This is a genomic window from Streptomyces sp. cg36 (assembly GCF_041080675.1).
Lineage (GTDB): Bacteria > Actinomycetota > Actinomycetes > Streptomycetales > Streptomycetaceae > Streptomyces.
Genome location: NZ_CP163520.1, coordinates 3,511,258 through 3,532,549 on the forward strand (window position 1 = coordinate 3,511,258; position 21,292 = coordinate 3,532,549).

The window sequence follows — 21,292 nt, forward strand, 5'->3', positions numbered from 1 at the left end:
TTGAACTCCTCATTCCGCGCCGGAAAGGGACGAGCCGGAAACCGGCCCGCCGGGAAGGGACGGGCCCGGGGACGTGCCGGAGGGTACCGCGGCGGCCGGGGCGCGCCCGGCGAACGGCCGGAACGGCAGCCCCGCCACCCGGTCCACGGCCCCCGCGAGCACCTGCGGCGGCAGCAGCCCCGGGCCCCGGCTGCGCGCGAAGTCGGCGAACGTCCCCGCCGTCGTGTACTTGGGCTCGAAGCCCAGCGTCTCGCGCAGCTGCACGGTGCTCACCACCCGGCCGTGGGTGAGCAGTCTGATCTGCTCCGGCGAGAAGTCGCTCACCCCCACCGACCGCAGCGCCGAGCCCACCCAGCGCACCGCGGGCAGCAGCACCGGCACGGTCGGCCGCCCCAGCCGCCGCGAGCACTGGGAGAGCAGCAGCACGCCCTCCCCGGCCACGTTGAAGGTGCCGCTGTTGAGCGTGGCCCGGCGCGGCTCGTGCGCCGCGATCCGCAGCACCTCGATCACGTCGTCCTCGTGGACGAACTGGAGCCTCGGGTCGTAGCCGAGCACGGTCGGCAGCACCGGCAGCGAGAAGTACTCGGCGAGCGGCGAGTCCGCGCCCGGCCCCAGGATGTTGGCGAACCGCAGCACGCACACCGCCACGTCGGGGCGGCGCCGCGCGAAGCCGCGCACATAGCCCTCGACCTCGACGGCGTCCTTGGCGAAGCCGCCGCTGGGCAGCGACTTCGGCGGGGTCGTCTCGGTGAAGACGGCCGGATCGCGCGGCGCCGCCCCGTAGACGCTGGTGCTCGACTTCACCACCAGGCGCCGCACGGTCGGCGACTTCTGGCAGGCGCCGAGGAGCTGCATGGTGCCGATGACGTTCGTTTCCTTCACGGACGTCCGCCCGCCCGCGCCCAGCGGCGTGCCGGTCACGTCCATGTGCACGACGGTGTCCACCGAGTGCTCGGCCAGCACGCGCGCGATGGCGGGCTGCCTGATGTCCGCCCGGACGAAATCGGCGCCCCCGAGGTGGTGGCCGGGCGCGACGGCGTCCACGGCGATCACCCGGTCCACTTCCGGATCACGCTGGATCCGCCGTACGAAACGGCCGCCGAGCTGCCGGGCCACTCCGGTGACGAGCACGACCTTCCCCAAGATCAGCGCCTTCCTTTGGCCATTGGTGCACCCTGGGCGCCACCGTAGCCGCTGGATGTCTCCCGGTGACGACCGCCCGGTCGCGCTTGGCCGAGAATTCGCGCGCGGCCGGCATTCCCGCACGGCCCGCCAAGGGACGACGGAATATGACCCGCGGGACATGCGGCAGGTAAACGCACCGCAGCCCTCCCACCGGAACGGCGGAAGGGCTGCGGGTCCACGAACAGCTGTCGCTTACTTCTTGTTGCGACGCTGAACGCGGGTGCGCTTGAGCAGCTTGCGGTGCTTCTTCTTAGCCATCCGCTTGCGCCGCTTCTTGATAACAGAGCCCACGACTACCCTCGCTCACTTCTCGGAACACCCCCGCGATGCGGGAATATCGGTGCGGGGCGTCTGGGCCCACACGACCTACGAGGGGCTAGCCTACCCGCCAGAGCGGTGAGGTCGTAACCGAGGGATCCGTCAGGCCGTCTCCACCCCCACGTAAGACTCTCGGAGGTACTCGTGAACCGCCTGTTCCGGGACCCTGAACGACCTGCCCACCCGGATCGCCGGCAGATGACCGCTGTGCACCAAGCGGTACACGGTCATCTTCGACACTCGCATCACCGAGGCTACTTCCGCCACAGTGAGGAACACGACCTCGTTCAGAGGCCTCTGATCAGCAGCCATGACCCACCTGTACCTTCCGCACCCGACGCCCACCGGCTTCCCCTCCGGTGACTCTTCGTCGTTGTGCGCTCACTCCCCAGACTAGGGGCGGGTGGTGCGAGTGGGGAAGAGGAGCTGCGGACGGCCGCCTACTGTGACAGACACGCTCGATTGAGTACATAGCGAGTAAGCGGCCGGTAGTAATCAGACCGCACAGCGTCATCAAGCGGAACGGCCACGGACACGCGCCCCTCCGCCTCTCCGACGAACAGCGCGGGATCGTCCGTATCGGCCAGGCCGACCGCCTCAATACCCAGCTGACCTGCTCCGCAGACCCATCCGTGATCTCCGACGACCAGGTCCGGCAGCCGCCCCCGAAGGGTCGCGGCGGCCCCCAGGGCCACCCGAACCGGCAGCGGTGAGTGGGTGTGCGCGCCGGTCTCACTCCCGGCGCCCCGTGCGCCGGGTTCGCGCACCAGCGCGACTCCTCGTACGTAGTCAAGGTTGTACGTACGTACCCCGAACCGGGTCGTTATGTCGACACATCGCCCCTGCGCGGGGGTGAGGACATCACATCCGGCCGCCGACAAGGCGTCCGCGAGCGCGGCGTAGAAGGCCAGCAGACGGTGTGGATGTCCCGTTCCGAAGAGTACGGCGCCACGGCGCGCGGCGACGGCGCGGATGCGCGCGGCCAGCGCGTCGAGGCCCGCGAGGGTGCGTTCCGGGTCGATGACGTCCGGTCCGGTCACATGCGCCGGATCCGGGCTCACCCCGCACTTGTCCGCCATCAGCCGCAGCAAGTCCCGCTCGCCCCAGCCCCATTCGGGATCGAGCCCGAGCGTCACGCGCGGGTCCCGGGCCGCGAACAGCCGATAGCTGCGCAGGCTCTCCTCCCGCGAGGTCGCCACAGGCCCGGCCAACCGCGCGGCCAACAGATGCGCACGCAGCGCTCCGGTGCTCAACACGCCCCCGATGCTGCCGCACGGAGCGGCCCACCGGGCGGAATCGGAGGGGAGACCGCACAGTTGGCGTAACGATGCCGCGCAGCGCCAACCAAGGGGCGCGACCGGCCACAAACGATCCCCAGACGAAAGAAGGGCCGCCCCCAAGGGGCGCGGGGAACTGCGCGAGCAACCAGGCACGGCCCGCAGACGAAAGAAGGGGGCCCGGGGCAACGCCCCGGCAGCGCTCCCCCACCCCCACCAGGCCGCCCGCCAGAGGGCTTTCGGGAAGGGGCGGGGCGGGGAGTCCCCCCTAGGCCAACAACCCCCGCAACGGATAAACGGCCCGCCGAGCCGCCAGAATCGCCTGGTCGAGCCGATCCGCAGGGTCGTACCCCGCCTCCCACTCACTCCACACGACCTCCCGCCCATCAGTCATCCGCCCCGGCCCCAACTGCCGCGTACGAGCGAACACTTCGTCCCGCCAGGACGAAGGAATCACGGACACCGGATCCACCGGAGCATGCGCGGCCACCCCCACCAGATGCGTCCAGGACCGAGGCACGACGTCCACCACCGCGTACCCCCCGCCCCCCAGAGCCACCCACTTCCCGCCCGCCACATGCTCGTGCGCCAGCGCGTGACACGCCTCCTGCACCGCCCGCTGCGCATCGAGCGACACCGCAAGATGCGCCAGCGGATCCTCGAAGTGGGTGTCGGCACCGTGCTGCGTCACCAGCACCTGCGGCTCGAAGTCGGCCAGCAGCTCGGGCACCACGGAGTGGAACGCCCGCAGCCACCCCGCGTCCCCCGTCCCGGCCGGCAGCGCCACATTGACGGCCGAACCGTCCGCCCCGGTCTCCTCCGGCCACCCCGTACCCGGGAACAGCAGCCGAGGATGCTCGTGGAGCGAGATGGTCAGCACCCTGGGGTCGTCCCAGAACGCCGTCTGCACCCCGTCCCCGTGGTGCACGTCCACGTCCACGTACGCGACCCGCTCCGCCCCCAGCTCCAGGAGCCGCGCGATCGCGAGGGCCGCGTCGTTGTAGACGCAGAACCCGGCCGCCCCGCCCGGCATCGCGTGGTGCAGCCCGCCCGCGAAGTTCACCGCGTGCGCCGCGTCACCGCGCCACACCGCCTCGGCGGCCCCCACGGACTGCCCGGCGATCAGCGCGGACGCCTCGTGCATCCCGGCGAACGCGGGATCGTCCACCGTCCCGAGCCCGTACGCCTGGTCGGCGGCGCCGGGATCGGCCGAGGCGGCCCGCACGGCCGCCACGTAGTCCTCCCGGTGCACCAGCCGCAGGGTGGAGTCCCCGGCGGGCGGCGCGGCCACCACGTCGACCGCCCGGTCGAGCCCGTACGCCCGCACCAACCCCATGGTCAGCGAGAGCCGTACCGGATCCATCGGGTGGCTGGGTCCGAAGTCGTACGCCGTGACGGCGTCATCCCACATCAACAGTGCGCGGCCGGTCATGCCCGCCACCGTATCGGGCGCCCTCCGCGCCGAACGAACGGGCGTACACCAGCGTCAGCAGGACCAGCACCATCGGCACCAGCATGGCGCCCCGATAGCTCCACGCGTCCCCCAGACCGCCCACCAGCGGCGATCCGACCAGGAAGCCGACGTAGTTGAAGATGTTGAGCCGGGCCACCGCCGCGTCCGACGCGTGCGGGAACAGCCGCCCCGCCGCCGCGAACGTCTGCGGCACGATCACGCACAGCCCGAACCCCAGCAGCGTGAACCCCAGCATGCCCACCCACGGCCCCGGCGCCACCGCCACCACCGCGAACCCGGCCCCCGCCACCACGGTCCCGAGCCGCACCACGGCCACCGCCCCGAACCGCCGCACCCCCAGGTCCCCGACCGCCCGCCCGAGCAGCGCCGTGACCATGTAGACGTTGTACGGGACGGTCGACAGCTGCTCGGAGCTGCCGAGCACGTCCTGGAGGTACTTGGCGCTCCAGTTGGAGACGGTCGAGTCACCGATGTACGCGAAGGACATCACCAGGCAGAGCGGCAGCAGCAGCCGGAAGACGACGGTCCCCCCGCTCCCGTCCCCGCCGCCGGCCACACCCGCCTCCTGGACCGGCGCCGCCTCCCCGTCCACGTACCACCGGCTCCCCGCCAGGCACAGCGGCAGCATCACGGCCACGATCGGCAGGTACGACACCAGCAGCCACAGGTCCCAGTGCGCCCCCACCCAGGCCAGCGAGGCCCCGATGATCCCGCCGAGGCTGTACGCGGCGTGGAAGCCCAGGATGATGCTGCGGCCGTACGCGCGCTGCAGGCTGATCCCCAGCATGTTCATGGACGCGTCGAGCCCGCCCACGGCCAGCCCGAACACCCCCAGCGCCACGGCCGCCTGCCACATCCGGTCCCCGGCGGCGACGCCCAGCAGCGCCAGCATCACCACCGGCTGCACCCAGCGCAGCACCGCGCTGGGCGGCACCCGCTTCACCAGGTACTCGGTGCTGACGCTGCCGACCCCGGCGAGGATCGGCACGGCGGCCAGGAACACCGGCAGCAGCCCGTCGGATATCCCGTACTGGTCCTGGATGGCCGGAATCCGGGTCACCAGGAGAGCGAAGGCGATGCCCTGCGCGAAGAAGCTCAGCGCGAGGGAGCCGCGGCCGTGCCGCAGGCGCGCGTCGGGAAGGGCCGCGGAGCGTGTCATGGCCGCAGAGCTTAGGGCCGGGGCCTACTCCTGGGTAGATGGATCACCCGAGCAATTCGCGCAGCTGTGCCATGTCGGAGAAGAGCCCGGTGGCCCCCTGGAGCCGCTCCGCGGGGGTCATGGCCGTGAACCCGTAGACGTCCATCCCGGCCGCCCTCGCGGCCTCCACGCCGAGCGGGCTGTCCTCCACGACCGCACACCGCTCGGGGGCCACCCCCATGCGCTCGGCGGCATGGAGGAAGAGGTCCGGCGCGGGCTTCCCCCGGCCGACGTCCTGCGAGGAGAACACCCACTCGTCCTCGAACCACTCGTCCAGCCCGGTGGTGCGGTGCCCGACCCGGATCCGCTCATGGCTCCCGGACGAGGCCACGCAGTACGGCACCCCGTCGGCCACCAGCTTCCCCAGCACCTCGGCGACCCCGGCCACCGGCTGGAGCTCCCGCTCGAACGCGGCGAAGACCCGCGCGTGGAACGCGTCGTCGAAGTCCGCCGGCAGCACCCGCCCGGTCCGCTCCCGGATCAGATCGTGGACGCGGTGCATCGCGGAGCCCATGTAGTCGCGAATGGAGTCCTCGTACGAGGTGGGGAAACCCAGCTCGGTGAGGTGGGCGGCGAGGATCGTGTTGGAGATCGGCTCGCTGTCGACGAGCACGCCGTCGTTGTCGAAAATGATGAGGTCATAGCGCATGGGTCGACCCTAAACGCCGGTAAACGCAGAAAAGCCCCGTACCGGTGACCGGTACGGGGCTTTTCCCAAAATTTGTTCGGCGGCGTCCTACTCTCCCACAGGGTCCCCCCTGCAGTACCATCGGCGCTGAAAGGCTTAGCTTCCGGGTTCGGAATGTAACCGGGCGTTTCCCTAACGCTATGACCACCGAAACACTATGAAATTAACGAAACCGGGCAACAACACGGCTGTTCGTTATTTCAGAACTAACACAGTGGACGCGAGCAACTGAGGACAAGCCCTCGGCCTATTAGTACCGGTCAGCTCCACACCTTACGGTGCTTCCACATCCGGCCTATCAACCCAGTCGTCTACTGGGAGCCTTACCCACTCGAAGGTGGTGGGAGTCCTCATCTCGAAGCAGGCTTCCCGCTTAGATGCTTTCAGCGGTTATCCTTTCCGAACGTAGCCAACCAGCCATGCCCTTGGCAGGACAACTGGCACACCAGAGGTTCGTCCGTCCCGGTCCTCTCGTACTAGGGACAGCCCTTCTCAAGACTCCTACGCGCACAGCGGATAGGGACCGAACTGTCTCACGACGTTCTAAACCCAGCTCGCGTACCGCTTTAATGGGCGAACAGCCCAACCCTTGGGACCGACTCCAGCCCCAGGATGCGACGAGCCGACATCGAGGTGCCAAACCATCCCGTCGATATGGACTCTTGGGGAAGATCAGCCTGTTATCCCCGGGGTACCTTTTATCCGTTGAGCGACGGCGCTTCCACAAGCCACCGCCGGATCACTAGTCCCGACTTTCGTCCCTGCTCGACCCGTCGGTCTCACAGTCAAGCTCCCTTGTGCACTTACACTCAACACCTGATTGCCAACCAGGCTGAGGGAACCTTTGGGCGCCTCCGTTACTCTTTAGGAGGCAACCGCCCCAGTTAAACTACCCATCAGACACTGTCCCTGATCCGGATCACGGACCGAGGTTAGACATCCAGCACGACCAGAGTGGTATTTCAACGGCGACTCCACCTGTACTGGCGTACAAGCTTCACAGTCTCCCACCTATCCTACACAAGCCGAACCGAACACCAATATCAAACTGTAGTAAAGGTCCCGGGGTCTTTCCGTCCTGCTGCGCGAAACGAGCATCTTTACTCGTAGTGCAATTTCACCGGGCCTATGGTTGAGACAGTCGAGAAGTCGTTACGCCATTCGTGCAGGTCGGAACTTACCCGACAAGGAATTTCGCTACCTTAGGATGGTTATAGTTACCACCGCCGTTTACTGGCGCTTAAGTTCTCAGCTTCGCCTGGACGAATCCAAGCTAACCGGTCCCCTTAACGTTCCAGCACCGGGCAGGCGTCAGTCCGTATACATCGCCTTACGGCTTCGCACGGACCTGTGTTTTTAGTAAACAGTCGCTTCTCGCTGGTCTCTGCGGCCACCCCCAGCTCACCGAGTAAATCGGATCACCAGTGATGGCCCCCCTTCTCCCGAAGTTACGGGGGCATTTTGCCGAGTTCCTTAACCATAGTTCACCCGAACGCCTCGGTATTCTCTACCTGACCACCTGAGTCGGTTTAGGGTACGGGCCGCCATGAAACTCGCTAGAGGCTTTTCTCGACAGCATAGGATCATCCACTTCACCACAATCGGCTCGGCATCAGGTCTCAGCCTTAACGTGTGACGGATTTGCCTACCACACGGCCTACACCCTTACCCCGGGACAACCACCGCCCGGGCTGGACTACCTTCCTGCGTCACCCCATCGCTTACCTACTACCACCTTGGATCGACGGCTCCACCACTCCCCTTTGCCCGAAGGCTCCAGGGCGGCTTCACGGCCTTAGCATCAATGGATTCGATATTGGGCGTTTCAAAGCGGGTACCGGAATATCAACCGGTTGTCCATCGACTACGCCTGTCGGCCTCGCCTTAGGTCCCGACTTACCCTGGGCAGATCAGCTTGACCCAGGAACCCTTAGTCAATCGGCGCACACGTTTCTCACGTGTGTATCGCTACTCATGCCTGCATTCTCACTCGTGAACCGTCCACAACTCGCTTCCGCGGCTGCTTCACCCGGCACACGACGCTCCCCTACCCATCACGATCCCCGTTGGGGGTACATATCGCAATGACACGACTTCGGCGGTACGCTTGAGCCCCGCTACATTGTCGGCGCGGAATCACTTGACCAGTGAGCTATTACGCACTCTTTCAAGGGTGGCTGCTTCTAAGCCAACCTCCTGGTTGTCTCTGCGACTCCACATCCTTTCCCACTTAGCGTACGCTTAGGGGCCTTAGTCGATGCTCTGGGCTGTTTCCCTCTCGACCATGGAGCTTATCCCCCACAGTCTCACTGCCGCGCTCTCACTTACCGGCATTCGGAGTTTGGCTAAGGTCAGTAACCCGGTAGGGCCCATCGCCTATCCAGTGCTCTACCTCCGGCAAGAAACACACGACGCTGCACCTAAATGCATTTCGGGGAGAACCAGCTATCACGGAGTTTGATTGGCCTTTCACCCCTAACCACAGGTCATCCCCCAGGTTTTCAACCCTGGTGGGTTCGGTCCTCCACGAAGTCTTACCTCCGCTTCAACCTGCCCATGGCTAGATCACTCCGCTTCGGGTCTAGAGCGTGCAACTCAAACGCCCTGTTCGGACTCGCTTTCGCTACGGCTTCCCCACACGGGTTAACCTCGCTACACACCGCTAACTCGCAGGCTCATTCTTCAAAAGGCACGCAGTCACGACGCACTGAGTAAACTCAATGCGCGACGCTCCCACGGCTTGTAGGCACACGGTTTCAGGTACTATTTCACTCCGCTCCCGCGGTACTTTTCACCATTCCCTCACGGTACTATCCGCTATCGGTCACCAGGGAATATTTAGGCTTAGCGGGTGGTCCCGCCAGATTCACACGGGATTTCTCGGGCCCCGTGCTACTTGGGTGTCTCTCAAACGAGCCGTCAATGTTTCAGCTACGGGGGTCTTACCCTCTACGCCGGACCTTTCGCATGTCCTTCGCCTACATCAACGGTTTCTGACTCGTCCTGTCGTAGCAGACGACAGAAGAGAGATCCCACAACCCCCACGACGCAACCCCTGCCGGGTCTCACACGCCGTAGGTTTGGCCTCATCCGGTTTCGCTCGCCACTACTCCCGGAATCACGGTTGTTTTCTCTTCCTGAGGGTACTGAGATGTTTCACTTCCCCTCGTTCCCTCCACATGCCCTATGTGTTCAGGCATGGGTGACAGCCCATGACGACTGCCGGGTTTCCCCATTCGGAAACCCCCGGATCAAAGCCTGGTTGACGGCTCCCCGGGGACTATCGTGGCCTCCCACGTCCTTCATCGGTTCCTGGTGCCAAGGCATCCACCGTGCGCCCTTAAAAACTTGGCCACAGATGCTCGCGTCCACTGTGCAGTTCTCAAACAACGACCAGCCACCCATCACCCCACCACAACGTGGTGAGTGCACTGGGGCGGCGACTGAAGTACAACGGGCCAGGCCCGTGCCTTCAGACACCCAACAGCGTGCCCGGCCCTCCCCCGCGGTCTGTCACGTTCCACGCCGAAGCAGTACTAGTGAAATCCCTTGAGGAAGTGCCGAATAGTCAACGTTCCACCCATGAGCTGACCGTGCAGAACATTTGCCTGCAATCGGTGCTGTGCTCCTTAGAAAGGAGGTGATCCAGCCGCACCTTCCGGTACGGCTACCTTGTTACGACTTCGTCCCAATCGCCAGTCCCACCTTCGACAGCTCCCTCCCACAAGGGGTTGGGCCACCGGCTTCGGGTGTTACCGACTTTCGTGACGTGACGGGCGGTGTGTACAAGGCCCGGGAACGTATTCACCGCAGCAATGCTGATCTGCGATTACTAGCAACTCCGACTTCATGGGGTCGAGTTGCAGACCCCAATCCGAACTGAGACCGGCTTTTTGAGATTCGCTCCGCCTCGCGGCATCGCAGCTCATTGTACCGGCCATTGTAGCACGTGTGCAGCCCAAGACATAAGGGGCATGATGACTTGACGTCGTCCCCACCTTCCTCCGAGTTGACCCCGGCAGTCTCCTGTGAGTCCCCATCACCCCGAAGGGCATGCTGGCAACACAGAACAAGGGTTGCGCTCGTTGCGGGACTTAACCCAACATCTCACGACACGAGCTGACGACAGCCATGCACCACCTGTATACCGACCACAAGGGGGCGACCATCTCTGGCCGTTTCCGGTATATGTCAAGCCTTGGTAAGGTTCTTCGCGTTGCGTCGAATTAAGCCACATGCTCCGCTGCTTGTGCGGGCCCCCGTCAATTCCTTTGAGTTTTAGCCTTGCGGCCGTACTCCCCAGGCGGGGAACTTAATGCGTTAGCTGCGGCACCGACGACGTGGAATGTCGCCAACACCTAGTTCCCAACGTTTACGGCGTGGACTACCAGGGTATCTAATCCTGTTCGCTCCCCACGCTTTCGCTCCTCAGCGTCAGTAATGGCCCAGAGATCCGCCTTCGCCACCGGTGTTCCTCCTGATATCTGCGCATTTCACCGCTACACCAGGAATTCCGATCTCCCCTACCACACTCTAGCTAGCCCGTATCGAATGCAGACCCGGGGTTAAGCCCCGGGCTTTCACATCCGACGTGACAAGCCGCCTACGAGCTCTTTACGCCCAATAATTCCGGACAACGCTTGCGCCCTACGTATTACCGCGGCTGCTGGCACGTAGTTAGCCGGCGCTTCTTCTGCAGGTACCGTCACTTGCGCTTCTTCCCTGCTGAAAGAGGTTTACAACCCGAAGGCCGTCATCCCTCACGCGGCGTCGCTGCATCAGGCTTTCGCCCATTGTGCAATATTCCCCACTGCTGCCTCCCGTAGGAGTCTGGGCCGTGTCTCAGTCCCAGTGTGGCCGGTCGCCCTCTCAGGCCGGCTACCCGTCGTCGCCTTGGTAGGCCATTACCCCACCAACAAGCTGATAGGCCGCGGGCTCATCCTTCACCGCCGGAGCTTTCCACCCGCCAAGATGCCTCGGCAGGTCGTATCCGGTATTAGACCCCGTTTCCAGGGCTTGTCCCAGAGTGAAGGGCAGATTGCCCACGTGTTACTCACCCGTTCGCCACTAATCCCCACCGAAGTGGTTCATCGTTCGACTTGCATGTGTTAAGCACGCCGCCAGCGTTCGTCCTGAGCCAGGATCAAACTCTCCATGAATGTTTACCGGTAATCCGGTGCACACACACGTAAGAGCGGAACGACCAGGCCGGAATAAGACCAGTCGTCCTCAGCGTCCTCGCTGTGTTGTTGCCTGCCCGTCACATGGACCGGCAGGACTTTTCAAAGGAACCTCCAACCCAACCGACGAGCGGTGGGCCGGGGTTGTCAATCTGGCGTTGACTTTTGGCACGCTGTTGAGTTCTCAAGGTACGGACGCTTCCTTTGTTCCCGTTTCCGGGCCCTCCGGGCGCTTCCTTCGTTTCCGACTCTATCAGATCGTTTTCCGATCCGATTTCCTCGGTGCTTTCCAGGTCTTCGCTTTCGCGCTTCCCTTTCCGGCGGTTCCGACTCTATCAGATCCTTTCGGGCCTGCTTTCCGGTCTCCCGGGTTCAAGTCGGTTTGTCTTCCCGGCTGTTGGGCCGTTCCGACGAGTGAGACTTTAGCGGAATCCTGCGCCCCGATCCAATCGGGGCCGCGTCCTTCCGAACGCGGATTCCTCATTTCGCAAAAGCGCACGAAAAACGAGCCGACGCGAACGTCGTTCGGATCAAGTGGTTGGTGCGGAATGGCTGTCCGGGGACCGACCGGAGTCGGCGCTCACGTCGGACAACTCGGAGAACACTACGTACGGGTCAAGGGCGTGTCAACCCCGGCCCGCAGGGCCGTCCGGCTGGTTCTTTCGGCCGAGGAAGGCGTGACAGGACGGCCGATCCGGGGGCCCCGGGGCGCGCCTAGTTTGGGTGACATGAGGAGTCTTGTCCGGCTCGCCGGAGTTGTCGGAGTGACCGCGGTCCTGGGGGCCACGGGCGTCGCCGGGGCCGTGGGCTCGTACGCGGCCGATGCGGCGGACGGGGACGAACGCGTCGCGCACATCCGGGCCCGCGTGGTCGACAAGGTGAACCGGGAGACCCGGGCCGAGCTCGAACGGCTGCGGCAGTACGGGGACGACGCGTCGCGGGCCGAGGCGGAGCGGCTGGAACGGCGGCTCCGCGACTCCGGCGCGCTCTCCGCCCAGCTCCACTCCATACGTACGCCCACCACCCGCGGGTCCGCCGCGCCCTCGGACGAACACGGGCCCCGGGCCGTGCGCGCCGCCCGCGAGGTGACGGGCAGCGCGCCGCTCGGGACCGGAGCACTGGTGCTCGGTACGTCCGTCCTGCTGGTCGGCGGGGGCGCCGCCGTCGCCTCCGTACGGTGGCAGCGGGACGGTCAGGGGAAGCGGCGCCCTTCATAGGGGCCCCGCACGGGACCCGCGACAGGCCCCTGAAAGACGCGTCGGGCCCCTGAAGGAGGGGTGGTCAGCCGTTGCCGGAGGCGAGCTCGCGGCTGCGGTCGCGGGCGGCTTCCAGCGCGGCGATGAGGGCCGCCCGTACGCCGTGGTTCTCCAGCTCGCGGATCGCGCTGATCGTGGTCCCGGCCGGGGAGGTGACGGCCTCGCGCAGCTTGACCGGGTGTTCACCGCTGTCGCGCAGCATCACGGCGGCGCCGATGGCCGCCTGCACGATCAGGTCGTGGGCCTGGGCGCGCGGCAGTCCGAGCAGGATGCCGGCGTCGGTCATCGCCTCGACCAGGTAGTAGAAGTACGCGGGGCCGGAGCCGGAGAGCGCGGTGGCCGCGTCCTGCTGGGACTCCGGGACGCGCAGGGTCTTGCCGACGCCGCCGAAGATCTCCTCGGTGTGGGCGAGGTGGGCGGGGGTCGCGTGGCTGCCCGCGCTGATGACGGACATGCCCTCGTCCACCAGTACCGGGGTGTTCGGCATGACGCGGACGACCGGGGTGTTCGGCGCCAGCCGCTCCTCGATGAAGGCGGTGGGGATTCCCGCGGCGGCGCTGATGACCAGCCGGTCGGGGCTGACGTGCGGGATGAGCTCTTCGAGGAGGCGGCCCATGTCCTGGGGCTTCACCGCGAGGATCAGGGTGTCGGCGCGCTTGGCGGCCTCGGCGTTGGTGACGGACTCGACGCCGTAGCGGGTGCGCAGTTCCTCGGCGCGTTCCGGGCGGCGGGCGGTGACCAGGACGTTCGCCGGGCGCCAGCCGGCGCGGATCATTCCGCTGAGGAGGGCTTCGCCGATCTTGCCGGTGCCGAGGACTGCGACGGTGTGGGTCATGCGGTCACCCTCCGGGTGGTGCGGGGTCTCTCCGTGGTGCGGGGCCTGACGTCGTCATCCTCGCACCACGGTGGGGGTGGGGGGTGGGGTGTCCGAGGGGCGGTACGGGCTCACGCCGTGCGGCGGCGCAGGGTCGCGGCGCCGAGGGCCAGCACCAGCAGGGCGCAGGCCGCGACGATCGACACGTCCCGTACGAACGTGGCCGTCGGGTCGGTGTGGTGGAGGATCTGGGTCATCGCGTCCACGGCGTACGACATGGGGAGCACGTTCGAGACGGCGCGCAGGGCGGGCTGCATCGAGTCGCGGGCGGTGAACAGGCCGCACAGCAGCAGCTGCGGGAAGATCACGGCGGGCATGAACTGGACGGCCTGGTACTCGGAGGCCGCGAACGCCGAGACGAAGAGGCCGAGGGCGGTGCCCAGGAGCGCGTCGAGCAGGGCCACCAGGAGCAGCAGCCAGGGGGAGCCGAGGACGTCCAGGCCCAGGAGCCAGACGGAGAGGCCGGTGGCCAGGGCCGACTGGACGACGGCGATGACGCCGAAGGCCAGGGCGTAGCCCGCGATGAGGTCGGCCTTGCCGAGCGGCATGGCGAGGAGCCGTTCCAGGGTGCCGGAGGTGCGTTCGCGCAGGGTGGCGATCGAGGTCACCAGGAACATCGTGATCAGCGGGAAGATGCCGAGCAGGGACGCGCCGATGCTGTCGAAGGTGCGGGGCGAGGCGTCGAACACGTACCGCAGCAGCGTGATCATCAGGACCGGGACCAGCAGCATCAGGGCGATGGTGCGGGGGTCGTGGCGGAGCTGGCGCAGGACGCGGGCGGCGGTGGCGAGGGTGCGGGACGCGTTCATCGCGCGGCCTCCTTCTGGTGCCGGGGCTCGTCGTGGGGCGTCGTGAGCGGGCGGCCGGGCCCGGATGCGGGCCGGGTGCCGGGCCGGGTGTCGGGGGCGTTCGTCCCTGCGGCCAGGTCTGCCTCGTCGACCAGGGCGAGGAACGCGTCCTCCACGGTGGCGGTGCCGGTACGGGTGCGCAGGGCGTCCGGGGTGCCCTGGGCGAGGATCCGGCCCTCGCGCATGAGGAGCAGGTCGTGGCAGCGCTCGGCCTCGTCCATGACGTGCGAGGAGACGAGGATCGTGGTGCCCCGGTCGGCGGCGATGGTGTGGAAGAGGGTCCACAGGTCGCGGCGGAGCACGGGGTCGAGGCCGACGGTCGGTTCGTCGAGTACGAGCAGGTCCGGGGTGCCGAGGAGGGCCACGGCGAGCGAGACGCGGTTGCGCTGGCCGCCGGAGAGGCGGCCGGCGAGGGCGTCGGCGTGGGTGGTGAGGGCGACGTCCGCGAGGGCGCGGTCGACGGTGGCGGCGCGGGTCTCGCGGTGGGGGCGGCCGGGGGTGAGGACGGCCGCGAAGTACTCCAGGTTCTGGCGGACCGTCAGGTCGTCGTACACCGACGGGGCCTGGGTGACGTAGCCGATGCGGGGGCGGAGGGCGGGGGTGCCGGCGGGGTGGCCCAGGACGGTGAGGGTGCCCTCGGTGTGGGCCTGGGTGCCGACGACGGCCCTCATGAGGGTGGATTTGCCGCAGCCCGAGGGGCCCAGGAGGCCGGTGATTCGGGAGGGGGGGAGGGTGAAGGTGAGGTTGTGGAGTACGGGGTGGGGGCCTCGGGTCACCGTCAGGGAGGTGGCGGTGAGGGCGGGGTCGGGGGGTTGCTGCTTTTTATTCATCATGTGGTGAATAATGCTCCTGGAGGGGGTGCGGGTCAAGGATTTGGCCCCTCCCCGCCCCTTCCCCAAACCCTCCGGGGGTGGGTGGGGGGGGTGTTGCTGGGGGTGCGGCCCTGGTCCTGGTGGGGGTGAGGGCGGGGCAGGTTTTTGACTGCGGGTGGGTGGGGGCTTGTCGCGCCGTTCCCCGCGCCCCTCATCGGCCGGCCTTCGACTGCGGGCCGGTGGGGGCTGCTCGCGCAGTTCCCCGCGCCCCTCATCGGCCGGCCTTCGCCTGCGGACCGTGCCGGCTTACTCGCGCAGTTCCCCGCGCCCCTGAGAAACCCGCTTTCACCTGCGGGCCGTGGTCGCTCCTCGCGCCGTTCCCCGCGCCCCCGAGAAACCCGCTTTCACCTGCGGACCGTGCTGGCTTACTCGCGCAGTTCCCCGCGCCCCTGAGAAACCCGCCTTCACCTGCGGGCCGTGGTCGCTCCTCGCGCCGTTCCCCTCGCGCCTTGAAACCCGCCTTCGACTGCGAGCCGTGGGCGCTTCCCGCGTCCCTGTTCGGCCGGCGGGGGGTGTGGCGAAGCCCCCATTCGCCGCTGGCTTGGGCTGGGCGGTGGGGGCTTTGGGGGGGGTGGGGGTTACTTGCGTTTGGGTTTTTTGGTGGGGCGGGACTTTCGGCGCGTGTAGCGGGTCTGCGCCTCCTCGTACTCCTTGCGGTGGAGGGCCTCGCCGGGGGCCTCCTTCAGGGCACGGAAGGCGTACGCGAGGAGGGAGCCGATGAAGCCGATCGCCTTCAGGCCCTGGAGGGAACGTTCCCGGTCGGGGTCCGTGGGGCGGGCGCCGAAGCCCTCCCACGTCTTGCGGAACGCCATCGCGCTGCACAGCGCGAACATCACCACGACCAGGACGTTCACGAAGCTGCCCGTGTCGGCGATCTGCAGGCCCTGGTAGGCGAAGCGCAGCACGAAACAGGCCGCCACCGCCGTCACCAGGGCGCCGATCGCCACTCCGGCGCGGCGCAGGCCGTAGTGGCCGTCGTGCTCGACCCAGGTCGTGCCGAAGAAGCGGATGGGCTCGGGCCGGGGGCCGGGAGCCTCGCCGTCCCCGGCCGCCTTACCGGTCTGCTCGCTCATGGGGGCGATTATCCCCGCTCCCCCGGCTTCCCCTCACCCGCACCGCACCGCCACGTACCCGTCGCTGCCCGTCCGCACGTACGCGTCCGAGACGTACTGGCCGTTGGCGATGTTGTCCCAGATGTCGGTGGTGCCGTACGGGCCGGAGACCGTCGTGCCGGGGCACTGGCAGTTGATCGGGACGCTGACGCCCACCGGCAGGACCTTCACGACGGGGTATCCCGTGCCGGGGCCGCTGCGGACGTTCACCCGGGTGCCGGGCGCGACCGGGTACCGGCGCGTCGCCGCCTCCGCCGTCAGTTCGGCCGTCGTCTCTTCCGCGTCCGCAGCCATCCGGAACCTCCCCCATCACCGTCACTGTGCGTACGCACCGCACGCGACCCGCAGGCTAGCAAGCCCTTCGGGCCCCGTACGCATCATCGACTAGGCTCCGAGCGTCGCGCTCGGGGACGAACACACGGGGGTGGGCGATGCCGCCGCTGCGCAGGACGGGGCAGGGCCCGGAAGCGGAACAGCCGGGGATACCGGAGTACGCCGGGCAGTACCTGCTGGAGTCGACTCTCGGTTCCGGTGGCATGGGGGTGGTCCGGCTGGCCGCGTCCGCCTCCGGGCTGCGCCTGGCGGTCAAGGTGGTGCACGCCGAGCATGCCAAGGACCCCGAGTTCAGGGCGCGGTTCCGGCAGGAGGTGTCGGCCGCGCGGCGGGTGAGCGGTGCGTTCACCGCCTCCGTCGTCGACGCCGACCCGGAGGCCGCCCGGCCCTGGATGGCCACCCTCTACATCCCCGGCCCCACGCTCGCCGAAGAGGTGAAGCGGAACGGGCCGCTGGAGGCCGCGCAGGTGCGGCGGCTCGGCGCCGGGCTCGCCGAGGCGCTGCGGGACATCCACCGGGCCGGGGTGGTGCACCGCGACCTCAAGCCGAGCAACGTGCTGCTGGCCGCCGACGGACCCAAGGTGATCGACTTCGGGATCTCGCGGCCGTACGACAGCGATCTGCGCACCGAGACGGGGAAGCTGATCGGGACGCCGCCGTTCATGGCGCCCGAGCAGTTCCAGTCGCCGCGCGAGGTCGGGCCGGCGGCCGACGTGTTCGCGATGGGCGCGGTGCTGGTGCACGCGGCGACCGGGAACGGGCCGTTCGACTCCGAGAGCCACTACATCGTGGCGTACCAGGTCGTCCACAACGAGCCCGATCTGACCGGCGTCCCCGCCGACCTGGTCCCGCTGCTGAGCAGTTGTCTGGCCAAGAAGCCCGAGGACCGGCCGACCCCCGACGAGCTGATGGCCCAGCTGCGCTCGGTGGCGTACGGGACCGAGGCGTTCATCCCCACCCAGCGCTTCCGCAACCCGGTCGAGAAGGTGCCGGGGCGGCCGTGGCCGGGCGGGGAGGACGCCTGCTCCGACGCGCCGACGCACAAGCGGGAGAGCGCCGGGCCGTCGCCCTCCGCTCCCCCGGCTCCCCCGCGCCGCACCCGGCGGCCCCTGCTGTGGATCGGGGCCGCGGCCGGATTGGTGGCCGTGGTCGCGGGTGCGGTGCTGGGCGTACGGGCGGCCTCGGACGGGGACGGCGACGGCTCCCCGGCCGCGGTGCCCTCGGGCCCGGCCGGGCGGGCCTTCGCGCCCTGGGCCGTGCCGCTCGCGGCCCGCGGGGGCGGCAACCGTACGCCCGTCTGCTCGCTCTCCGGTACGGGCGGGGCGCTGTACTGCGCGGCCCCCGGAGTCACGGCGGCCCGGCTCGATCCGCTGGACGGGCGCGTCCTGTGGTCGGTGAAGGCGGCGGGCGCGGGCGAGCGGGTGGGCGACGGGGGCCAGCCCCGGGTCTCCGGCGGGCTCGTCCTGGTCGCGCCGGCCGGTGCGGGGCGCCTCGACGCGCTCGACCCGGCGACCGGTGCGCGGCGCTGGACCCGGCCGGTCCCGGCGACCGGCACGCTCGCCTTCGGGGACACCTCCGTCGTGTTCACCACCGGCAGCGGGGAGGTGCGCTGCCTCGACAGCGCCACCGGCAGGGAACGCTGGCGGGGGCGGCCCGCCGCGGCGACGGCGCAGTGGGTGGCGGCGCCCGGGGGCGGCGCGCTGTACGCCGTCTCGGTGGCCGAGGACGCGACGACCTCGCTGGTCACCGCCGTCGCGCCGGACACCGGCAAGGTGCTGTGGACCAAGCGGCTGCCGGGTGTGCTGGGGCCGGTGGGGGTCTCGGGCGGGGCGCTCGCCCTGCTGGCGGCGGACGCCAACAACTTCACGACGGCGGTCGTACGCCTGGACACCGCGACCCGGGCCGTCCGCCGCACGCCCCTGCCCGTCCCCGTCGACCAGGCGCAGGCGACCGTCGAGGGCGACGCGGTGTACGTGTTCGGGGCGGGCGGGGCGCTGCTCGCGGTGGACGCGCGGGCGGGGGCGCAGCGGTGGCGGCTGGAGACGGGCGCGGCGCGGGCGTCCCGCCCGGTCTCCGGTGGCGGCCGGGTGTACGTGACGGCGGCGGACGGCCGTCTGCTGGCGGTCGACGCGGCGCGGGGCGTACTGCTCGGCCAGACGGCCCCCCGCATGGCGTCGGGCCGCGACACCTTCACCCCGAGCCTGGCTGCGCCGGTGCTGGCGGGGGGCGTGGTGTACGGCAGCGCGCCGGACGGGGCGGTGTTCGGGGTGAGGACCACGACTTTGAGCCACTGAGGTCCCCCCGTCCTGCAGGGGCGCGGGGAACTGCGCGAGCAACCCACCACCGGCCCGCGGACGAACGCGGGTTTCCAGGGGCGCGGGGAACTGCGCGACCAGCCCCCACCGGGCCGCAGACGAGCGCGAATGCGGGGCGCGGGTCCGGCGGGGCCGGGGTCAGGGCGAGTGCGAAGTCCGGCGGGGCCGGGGCGCCGCTGTGCCCACCCGTGCCGCCCCTAGCGGCACGCATGCCCACAGCGGCGGCGGGGGGAGAGAGGACGGCACTCAGGCCCAGAGCGGCGGCGGGGCCGGGGTGCCCGCAGCGGCGGCGGGGGGGCGCGTCGCCCACAGCGGCGGCGGGGGGCGCGTCGCCCACAGCGGCGGCGGGGGGCGCGTCGCCCACAGCGGCAGAGGAGGCAGGCAGGCCCACAGCGGCCGGGGGAGGGCGGCAGCGGCGGCGGGGAGGGGCGCGGTAGCCGTCGTGGTGGGACGGGGAGGCGCGTGGGCGGCCGGGCGCGCCCCCGGCGGAAGGGGGCGCGCCCGGGTGGGTCAGGTCAGGTTCGAGACGTCGCGGACCGCTCCCTTGTCCGCGCTCGTCGCCATCGCCGCGTACGCCCGCAGCGCCGCCGACACCTTTCGCTCGCGGGACTTGGGGGCGTAGACGCCGCCCAGAGCTTCCCGACGGGCCGTCAGTTCGGCTTCGGGGACGAGGAGTTCGATCGTACGGCTCGGGATGTCGATGCGGATGCGGTCGCCGTCCTCGACCAGGGCGATCGTGCCGCCGGACGCCGCCTCGGGCGAGGCGTGGCCGATCGACAGGCCCGAAGTGCCGCCGGAGAAGCGGCCGTCGGTGACGAGGGCGCACGACTTGCCCAGGCCCCGCCCCTTCAGGAAGGACGTCGGGTACAGCATCTCCTGCATGCCCGGGCCGCCCTTGGGACCCTCGTACCGGATGACGACGACGTCGCCCTCCTTCACCTCCTTGCGGAGGATCTTGTCGACGGCCTCGTCCTGCGACTCGCAGACGACCGCCGGGCCCTCGAACGTCCAGATGGACTCGTCGACGCCGGCCGTCTTCACGACGCAGCCGTCCTCGGCGAGGTTGCCGCGCAGGACGGCGAGGCCGCCGTCCTTGGAGTACGCGTGCTCGGCGTCCCGGATGCAGCCGTTCGCCGCGTCCGTGTCCAGCGTCTCCCACCGCTTCGACTGGGAGAACGCGGTGGCCGAGCGCTCGCAGCCGGGCGCCGCGTGCCACAGCTCGACCGCCTCGGGGCTCGCCGAACCGCCGCGCACGTCCCACGCGTCCAGCCACTCCTTGATGGAGCGGGAGTGCACGGTGTGGACGTCCTCGTTGAGCAGACCGGCGCGGTAGAGCTCGCCGAGGATGGCGGGGATGCCGCCCGCGCGGTGCACGTCCTCCATGTAGTACGTGGTGGAGGGCGCCACGTTGGGCGCGACCTTGGCCAGGCACGGGACGCGGCGCGAGACGGCGTCGATGTCCTTCAGGTCGTACGCCAGCTCGGCCTCCTGCGCGGCGGCCAGCAGGTGCAGGATCGTGTTGGTGGAGCCGCCCATGGCGATGTCCAGCGCCATGGCGTTCTCGAACGCCGCGCGCGTGGCGATGGAGCGGGGCAGCACGGAGGCGTCGTCGTCCTCGTAGTACCGCTTGGTGATGTCGACGACCGTGCGCGCCGCGTTCTCGTACAGGGCGCGGCGGGCGGTGTGGGTGGCGAGGACCGAGCCGTTGCCGGGGAGGCTCAGGCCGATCGCCTCGGTGAGGCAGTTCATCGAGTTGGCGGTGAACATGCCGGAACAGCTGCCGCAGGTGGGGCAGGCGTTCTCCTCGATGCGGAGGATGTCCTCGTCGGAGACGTTCTCGTTGACGGCGTCGCTGATCGCGTTGATCAGGTCGAGCTTGCGGACGGTGCCGTCCACGAGGGTGGCCTGGCCGGCCTCCATCGGGCCGCCGGAGACGAAGACGGCGGGGATGTTGAGGCGCATCGCGGCCATCAGCATGCCCGGGGTGATCTTGTCGCAGTTGGAGATGCAGATCAGCGCGTCCGCGCAGTGCGCCTCGACCATGTACTCCACGCTGTCCGCGATCAGGTCGCGGGAGGGGAGGCTGTAGAGCATGCCGCCGTGGCCCATCGCGATGCCGTCGTCGACCGCGATCGTGTTGAACTCGCGGGGGACGGCACCGGCGGCCAGGATCGCGTCGGAGACGATGCGGCCGACCGGGGCGAGGTGGGTGTGCCCGGGCACGAACTCGGTGAAGCTGTTGGCCACCGCGATGATCGGCTTGCCGATGTCCGCGCCGGCTACGCCCGAGGCGCGCATCAGGGCGCGGGCGCCGGCCATGTTGCGGCCGTGAGTGACGGTGCGGGACCTCAGCTCGGGCATT

Annotated in this window: 15 protein-coding genes and 3 rRNA genes; 2 read left to right on the forward strand and 16 right to left on the reverse strand. The window is 68.8% G+C overall.

The annotated features are described in order from the left end of the window. Positions 1–9: 9 nt before the first annotated feature. From AB5J87_RS15585 to AB5J87_RS15630, 10 genes are all read right to left on the reverse strand, one after another. Complete coding sequence (locus AB5J87_RS15585; protein WP_369377263.1) at positions 10–1,143, reverse strand: NAD-dependent epimerase/dehydratase family protein; 1,134 nt, start codon at positions 1,141–1,143, stop codon at positions 10–12. A 234-nt stretch (positions 1,144–1,377) separates the two neighbouring features. Continuing rightward, positions 1,378–1,476, reverse strand: coding sequence for an AURKAIP1/COX24 domain-containing protein (locus tag AB5J87_RS15590; RefSeq protein WP_003948845.1), 99 nt, complete (start codon positions 1,474–1,476; stop codon positions 1,378–1,380). Positions 1,477–1,605: 129 nt separating this feature from the next. Further along, positions 1,606–1,815 (reverse strand): helix-turn-helix domain-containing protein, encoded by a 210-nt coding sequence (locus AB5J87_RS15595; protein ID WP_158673778.1) that lies wholly within the window; start codon positions 1,813–1,815, stop codon positions 1,606–1,608. 128 nt (positions 1,816–1,943) lie between these two features. After that, positions 1,944–2,759 (reverse strand): phosphatase, encoded by an 816-nt coding sequence (locus AB5J87_RS15600; RefSeq protein ID WP_369377264.1) that lies wholly within the window; start codon positions 2,757–2,759, stop codon positions 1,944–1,946. Between the two features lie 289 nt (positions 2,760–3,048). Continuing rightward, the gene (locus AB5J87_RS15605) at positions 3,049–4,212 is read right to left on the reverse strand and encodes an acetoin utilization protein AcuC (RefSeq protein WP_369377265.1); all 1,164 of its coding nucleotides are present in this window, start codon (positions 4,210–4,212) and stop codon (positions 3,049–3,051) included. Then, positions 4,181–5,413, reverse strand: a complete 1,233-nt coding sequence (locus AB5J87_RS15610) for an MFS transporter (protein WP_369377266.1) — start codon at positions 5,411–5,413, stop codon at positions 4,181–4,183. Before AB5J87_RS15610 ends, AB5J87_RS15605 begins: the two co-directional genes overlap by 32 nt. A gap of 43 nt (positions 5,414–5,456) precedes the next feature. Continuing rightward, entirely contained in the window at positions 5,457–6,101 is a 645-nt protein-coding gene (locus AB5J87_RS15615) for an HAD family hydrolase (RefSeq protein WP_369377267.1), read from the reverse strand. A 74-nt stretch (positions 6,102–6,175) separates the two neighbouring features. Beyond that, a 5S ribosomal RNA gene (gene rrf / locus AB5J87_RS15620) occupies positions 6,176–6,292 on the reverse strand. 78 nt (positions 6,293–6,370) lie between these two features. Beyond that, positions 6,371–9,494 (reverse strand): 23S ribosomal RNA (locus AB5J87_RS15625). 279 nt (positions 9,495–9,773) lie between these two features. Beyond that, a 16S ribosomal RNA gene (locus tag AB5J87_RS15630) occupies positions 9,774–11,299 on the reverse strand. The 16S, 23S and 5S rRNA genes sit together here, the layout of an rRNA operon. Before the next feature lie 749 nt (positions 11,300–12,048). Between AB5J87_RS15630 and AB5J87_RS15635 the strand changes: the two genes are divergently transcribed. Then, complete coding sequence (locus AB5J87_RS15635) at positions 12,049–12,537, forward strand: hypothetical protein (RefSeq protein WP_369377268.1); 489 nt, start codon at positions 12,049–12,051, stop codon at positions 12,535–12,537. Between the two features lie 64 nt (positions 12,538–12,601). Here AB5J87_RS15635 and proC read toward each other — a convergent pair whose 3' ends face one another. The 5 genes from proC to AB5J87_RS15660 all read right to left on the reverse strand — a co-directional run bounded on the left by proC (position 12,602) and on the right by AB5J87_RS15660 (position 16,576). Continuing rightward, positions 12,602–13,411, reverse strand: a complete 810-nt coding sequence (proC, locus tag AB5J87_RS15640; RefSeq protein WP_369377269.1) for a pyrroline-5-carboxylate reductase — start codon at positions 13,409–13,411, stop codon at positions 12,602–12,604. Positions 13,412–13,521: 110 nt separating this feature from the next. Next, complete coding sequence (locus tag AB5J87_RS15645; protein ID WP_369377270.1) at positions 13,522–14,259, reverse strand: ABC transporter permease; 738 nt, start codon at positions 14,257–14,259, stop codon at positions 13,522–13,524. After that, entirely contained in the window at positions 14,256–15,131 is an 876-nt protein-coding gene (locus AB5J87_RS15650) for an ABC transporter ATP-binding protein (protein WP_369377271.1), read from the reverse strand. The genes AB5J87_RS15645 and AB5J87_RS15650 overlap by 4 nt, the downstream gene beginning before the upstream one ends. Positions 15,132–15,748: 617 nt before the next feature. After that, positions 15,749–16,243, reverse strand: coding sequence for an EamA/RhaT family transporter (locus AB5J87_RS15655; RefSeq protein WP_369377272.1), 495 nt, complete (start codon positions 16,241–16,243; stop codon positions 15,749–15,751). Positions 16,244–16,276: 33 nt separating this feature from the next. Next, the gene (locus AB5J87_RS15660; RefSeq protein ID WP_369377274.1) at positions 16,277–16,576 is read right to left on the reverse strand and encodes a peptidase; all 300 of its coding nucleotides are present in this window, start codon (positions 16,574–16,576) and stop codon (positions 16,277–16,279) included. Positions 16,577–16,713: 137 nt separating this feature from the next. Between AB5J87_RS15660 and AB5J87_RS15665 the strand changes: the two genes are divergently transcribed. Further along, positions 16,714–18,909, forward strand: coding sequence for a PQQ-binding-like beta-propeller repeat protein (locus AB5J87_RS15665; protein WP_369377275.1), 2,196 nt, complete (start codon positions 16,714–16,716; stop codon positions 18,907–18,909). Positions 18,910–19,440: 531 nt separating this feature from the next. On the opposite strand, the gene ilvD is transcribed toward AB5J87_RS15665, so the two are convergent. Next, positions 19,441–21,291, reverse strand: a complete 1,851-nt coding sequence (gene ilvD / locus AB5J87_RS15670; RefSeq protein ID WP_369377276.1) for a dihydroxy-acid dehydratase — start codon at positions 21,289–21,291, stop codon at positions 19,441–19,443. Between the last annotated feature and the right edge of the window lies 1 nt (position 21,292).

Excerpts from the sequence above, each read along its gene's own strand:
- AB5J87_RS15610 (WP_369377266.1), bottom strand. The coding sequence starts at position 5,413 with ATGACACGCTCCGCGGCCCTTCCCGACGCGCGCCTGCGGCACGGCCGC.
- AB5J87_RS15665 (WP_369377275.1), top strand. The coding sequence starts at position 16,714 with ATGCCGCCGCTGCGCAGGACGGGGCAGGGCCCGGAAGCGGAACAGCCG.
- AB5J87_RS15635 (WP_369377268.1), top strand. The coding sequence starts at position 12,049 with ATGAGGAGTCTTGTCCGGCTCGCCGGAGTTGTCGGAGTGACCGCGGTC.
- AB5J87_RS15605 (WP_369377265.1), bottom strand. The coding sequence starts at position 4,212 with ATGACCGGCCGCGCACTGTTGATGTGGGATGACGCCGTCACGGCGTAC.
- AB5J87_RS15615 (WP_369377267.1), bottom strand. The coding sequence starts at position 6,101 with ATGCGCTATGACCTCATCATTTTCGACAACGACGGCGTGCTCGTCGAC.
- AB5J87_RS15650 (WP_369377271.1), bottom strand. The coding sequence starts at position 15,131 with ATGATGAATAAAAAGCAGCAACCCCCCGACCCCGCCCTCACCGCCACC.
- proC (WP_369377269.1), bottom strand. The coding sequence starts at position 13,411 with ATGACCCACACCGTCGCAGTCCTCGGCACCGGCAAGATCGGCGAAGCC.
- AB5J87_RS15660 (WP_369377274.1), bottom strand. The coding sequence starts at position 16,576 with ATGGCTGCGGACGCGGAAGAGACGACGGCCGAACTGACGGCGGAGGCG.
- ilvD (WP_369377276.1), bottom strand. The coding sequence starts at position 21,291 with ATGCCCGAGCTGAGGTCCCGCACCGTCACTCACGGCCGCAACATGGCC.
- AB5J87_RS15645 (WP_369377270.1), bottom strand. The coding sequence starts at position 14,259 with ATGAACGCGTCCCGCACCCTCGCCACCGCCGCCCGCGTCCTGCGCCAG.
- AB5J87_RS15595 (WP_158673778.1), bottom strand. The coding sequence starts at position 1,815 with ATGGCTGCTGATCAGAGGCCTCTGAACGAGGTCGTGTTCCTCACTGTG.
- AB5J87_RS15655 (WP_369377272.1), bottom strand. The coding sequence starts at position 16,243 with ATGAGCGAGCAGACCGGTAAGGCGGCCGGGGACGGCGAGGCTCCCGGC.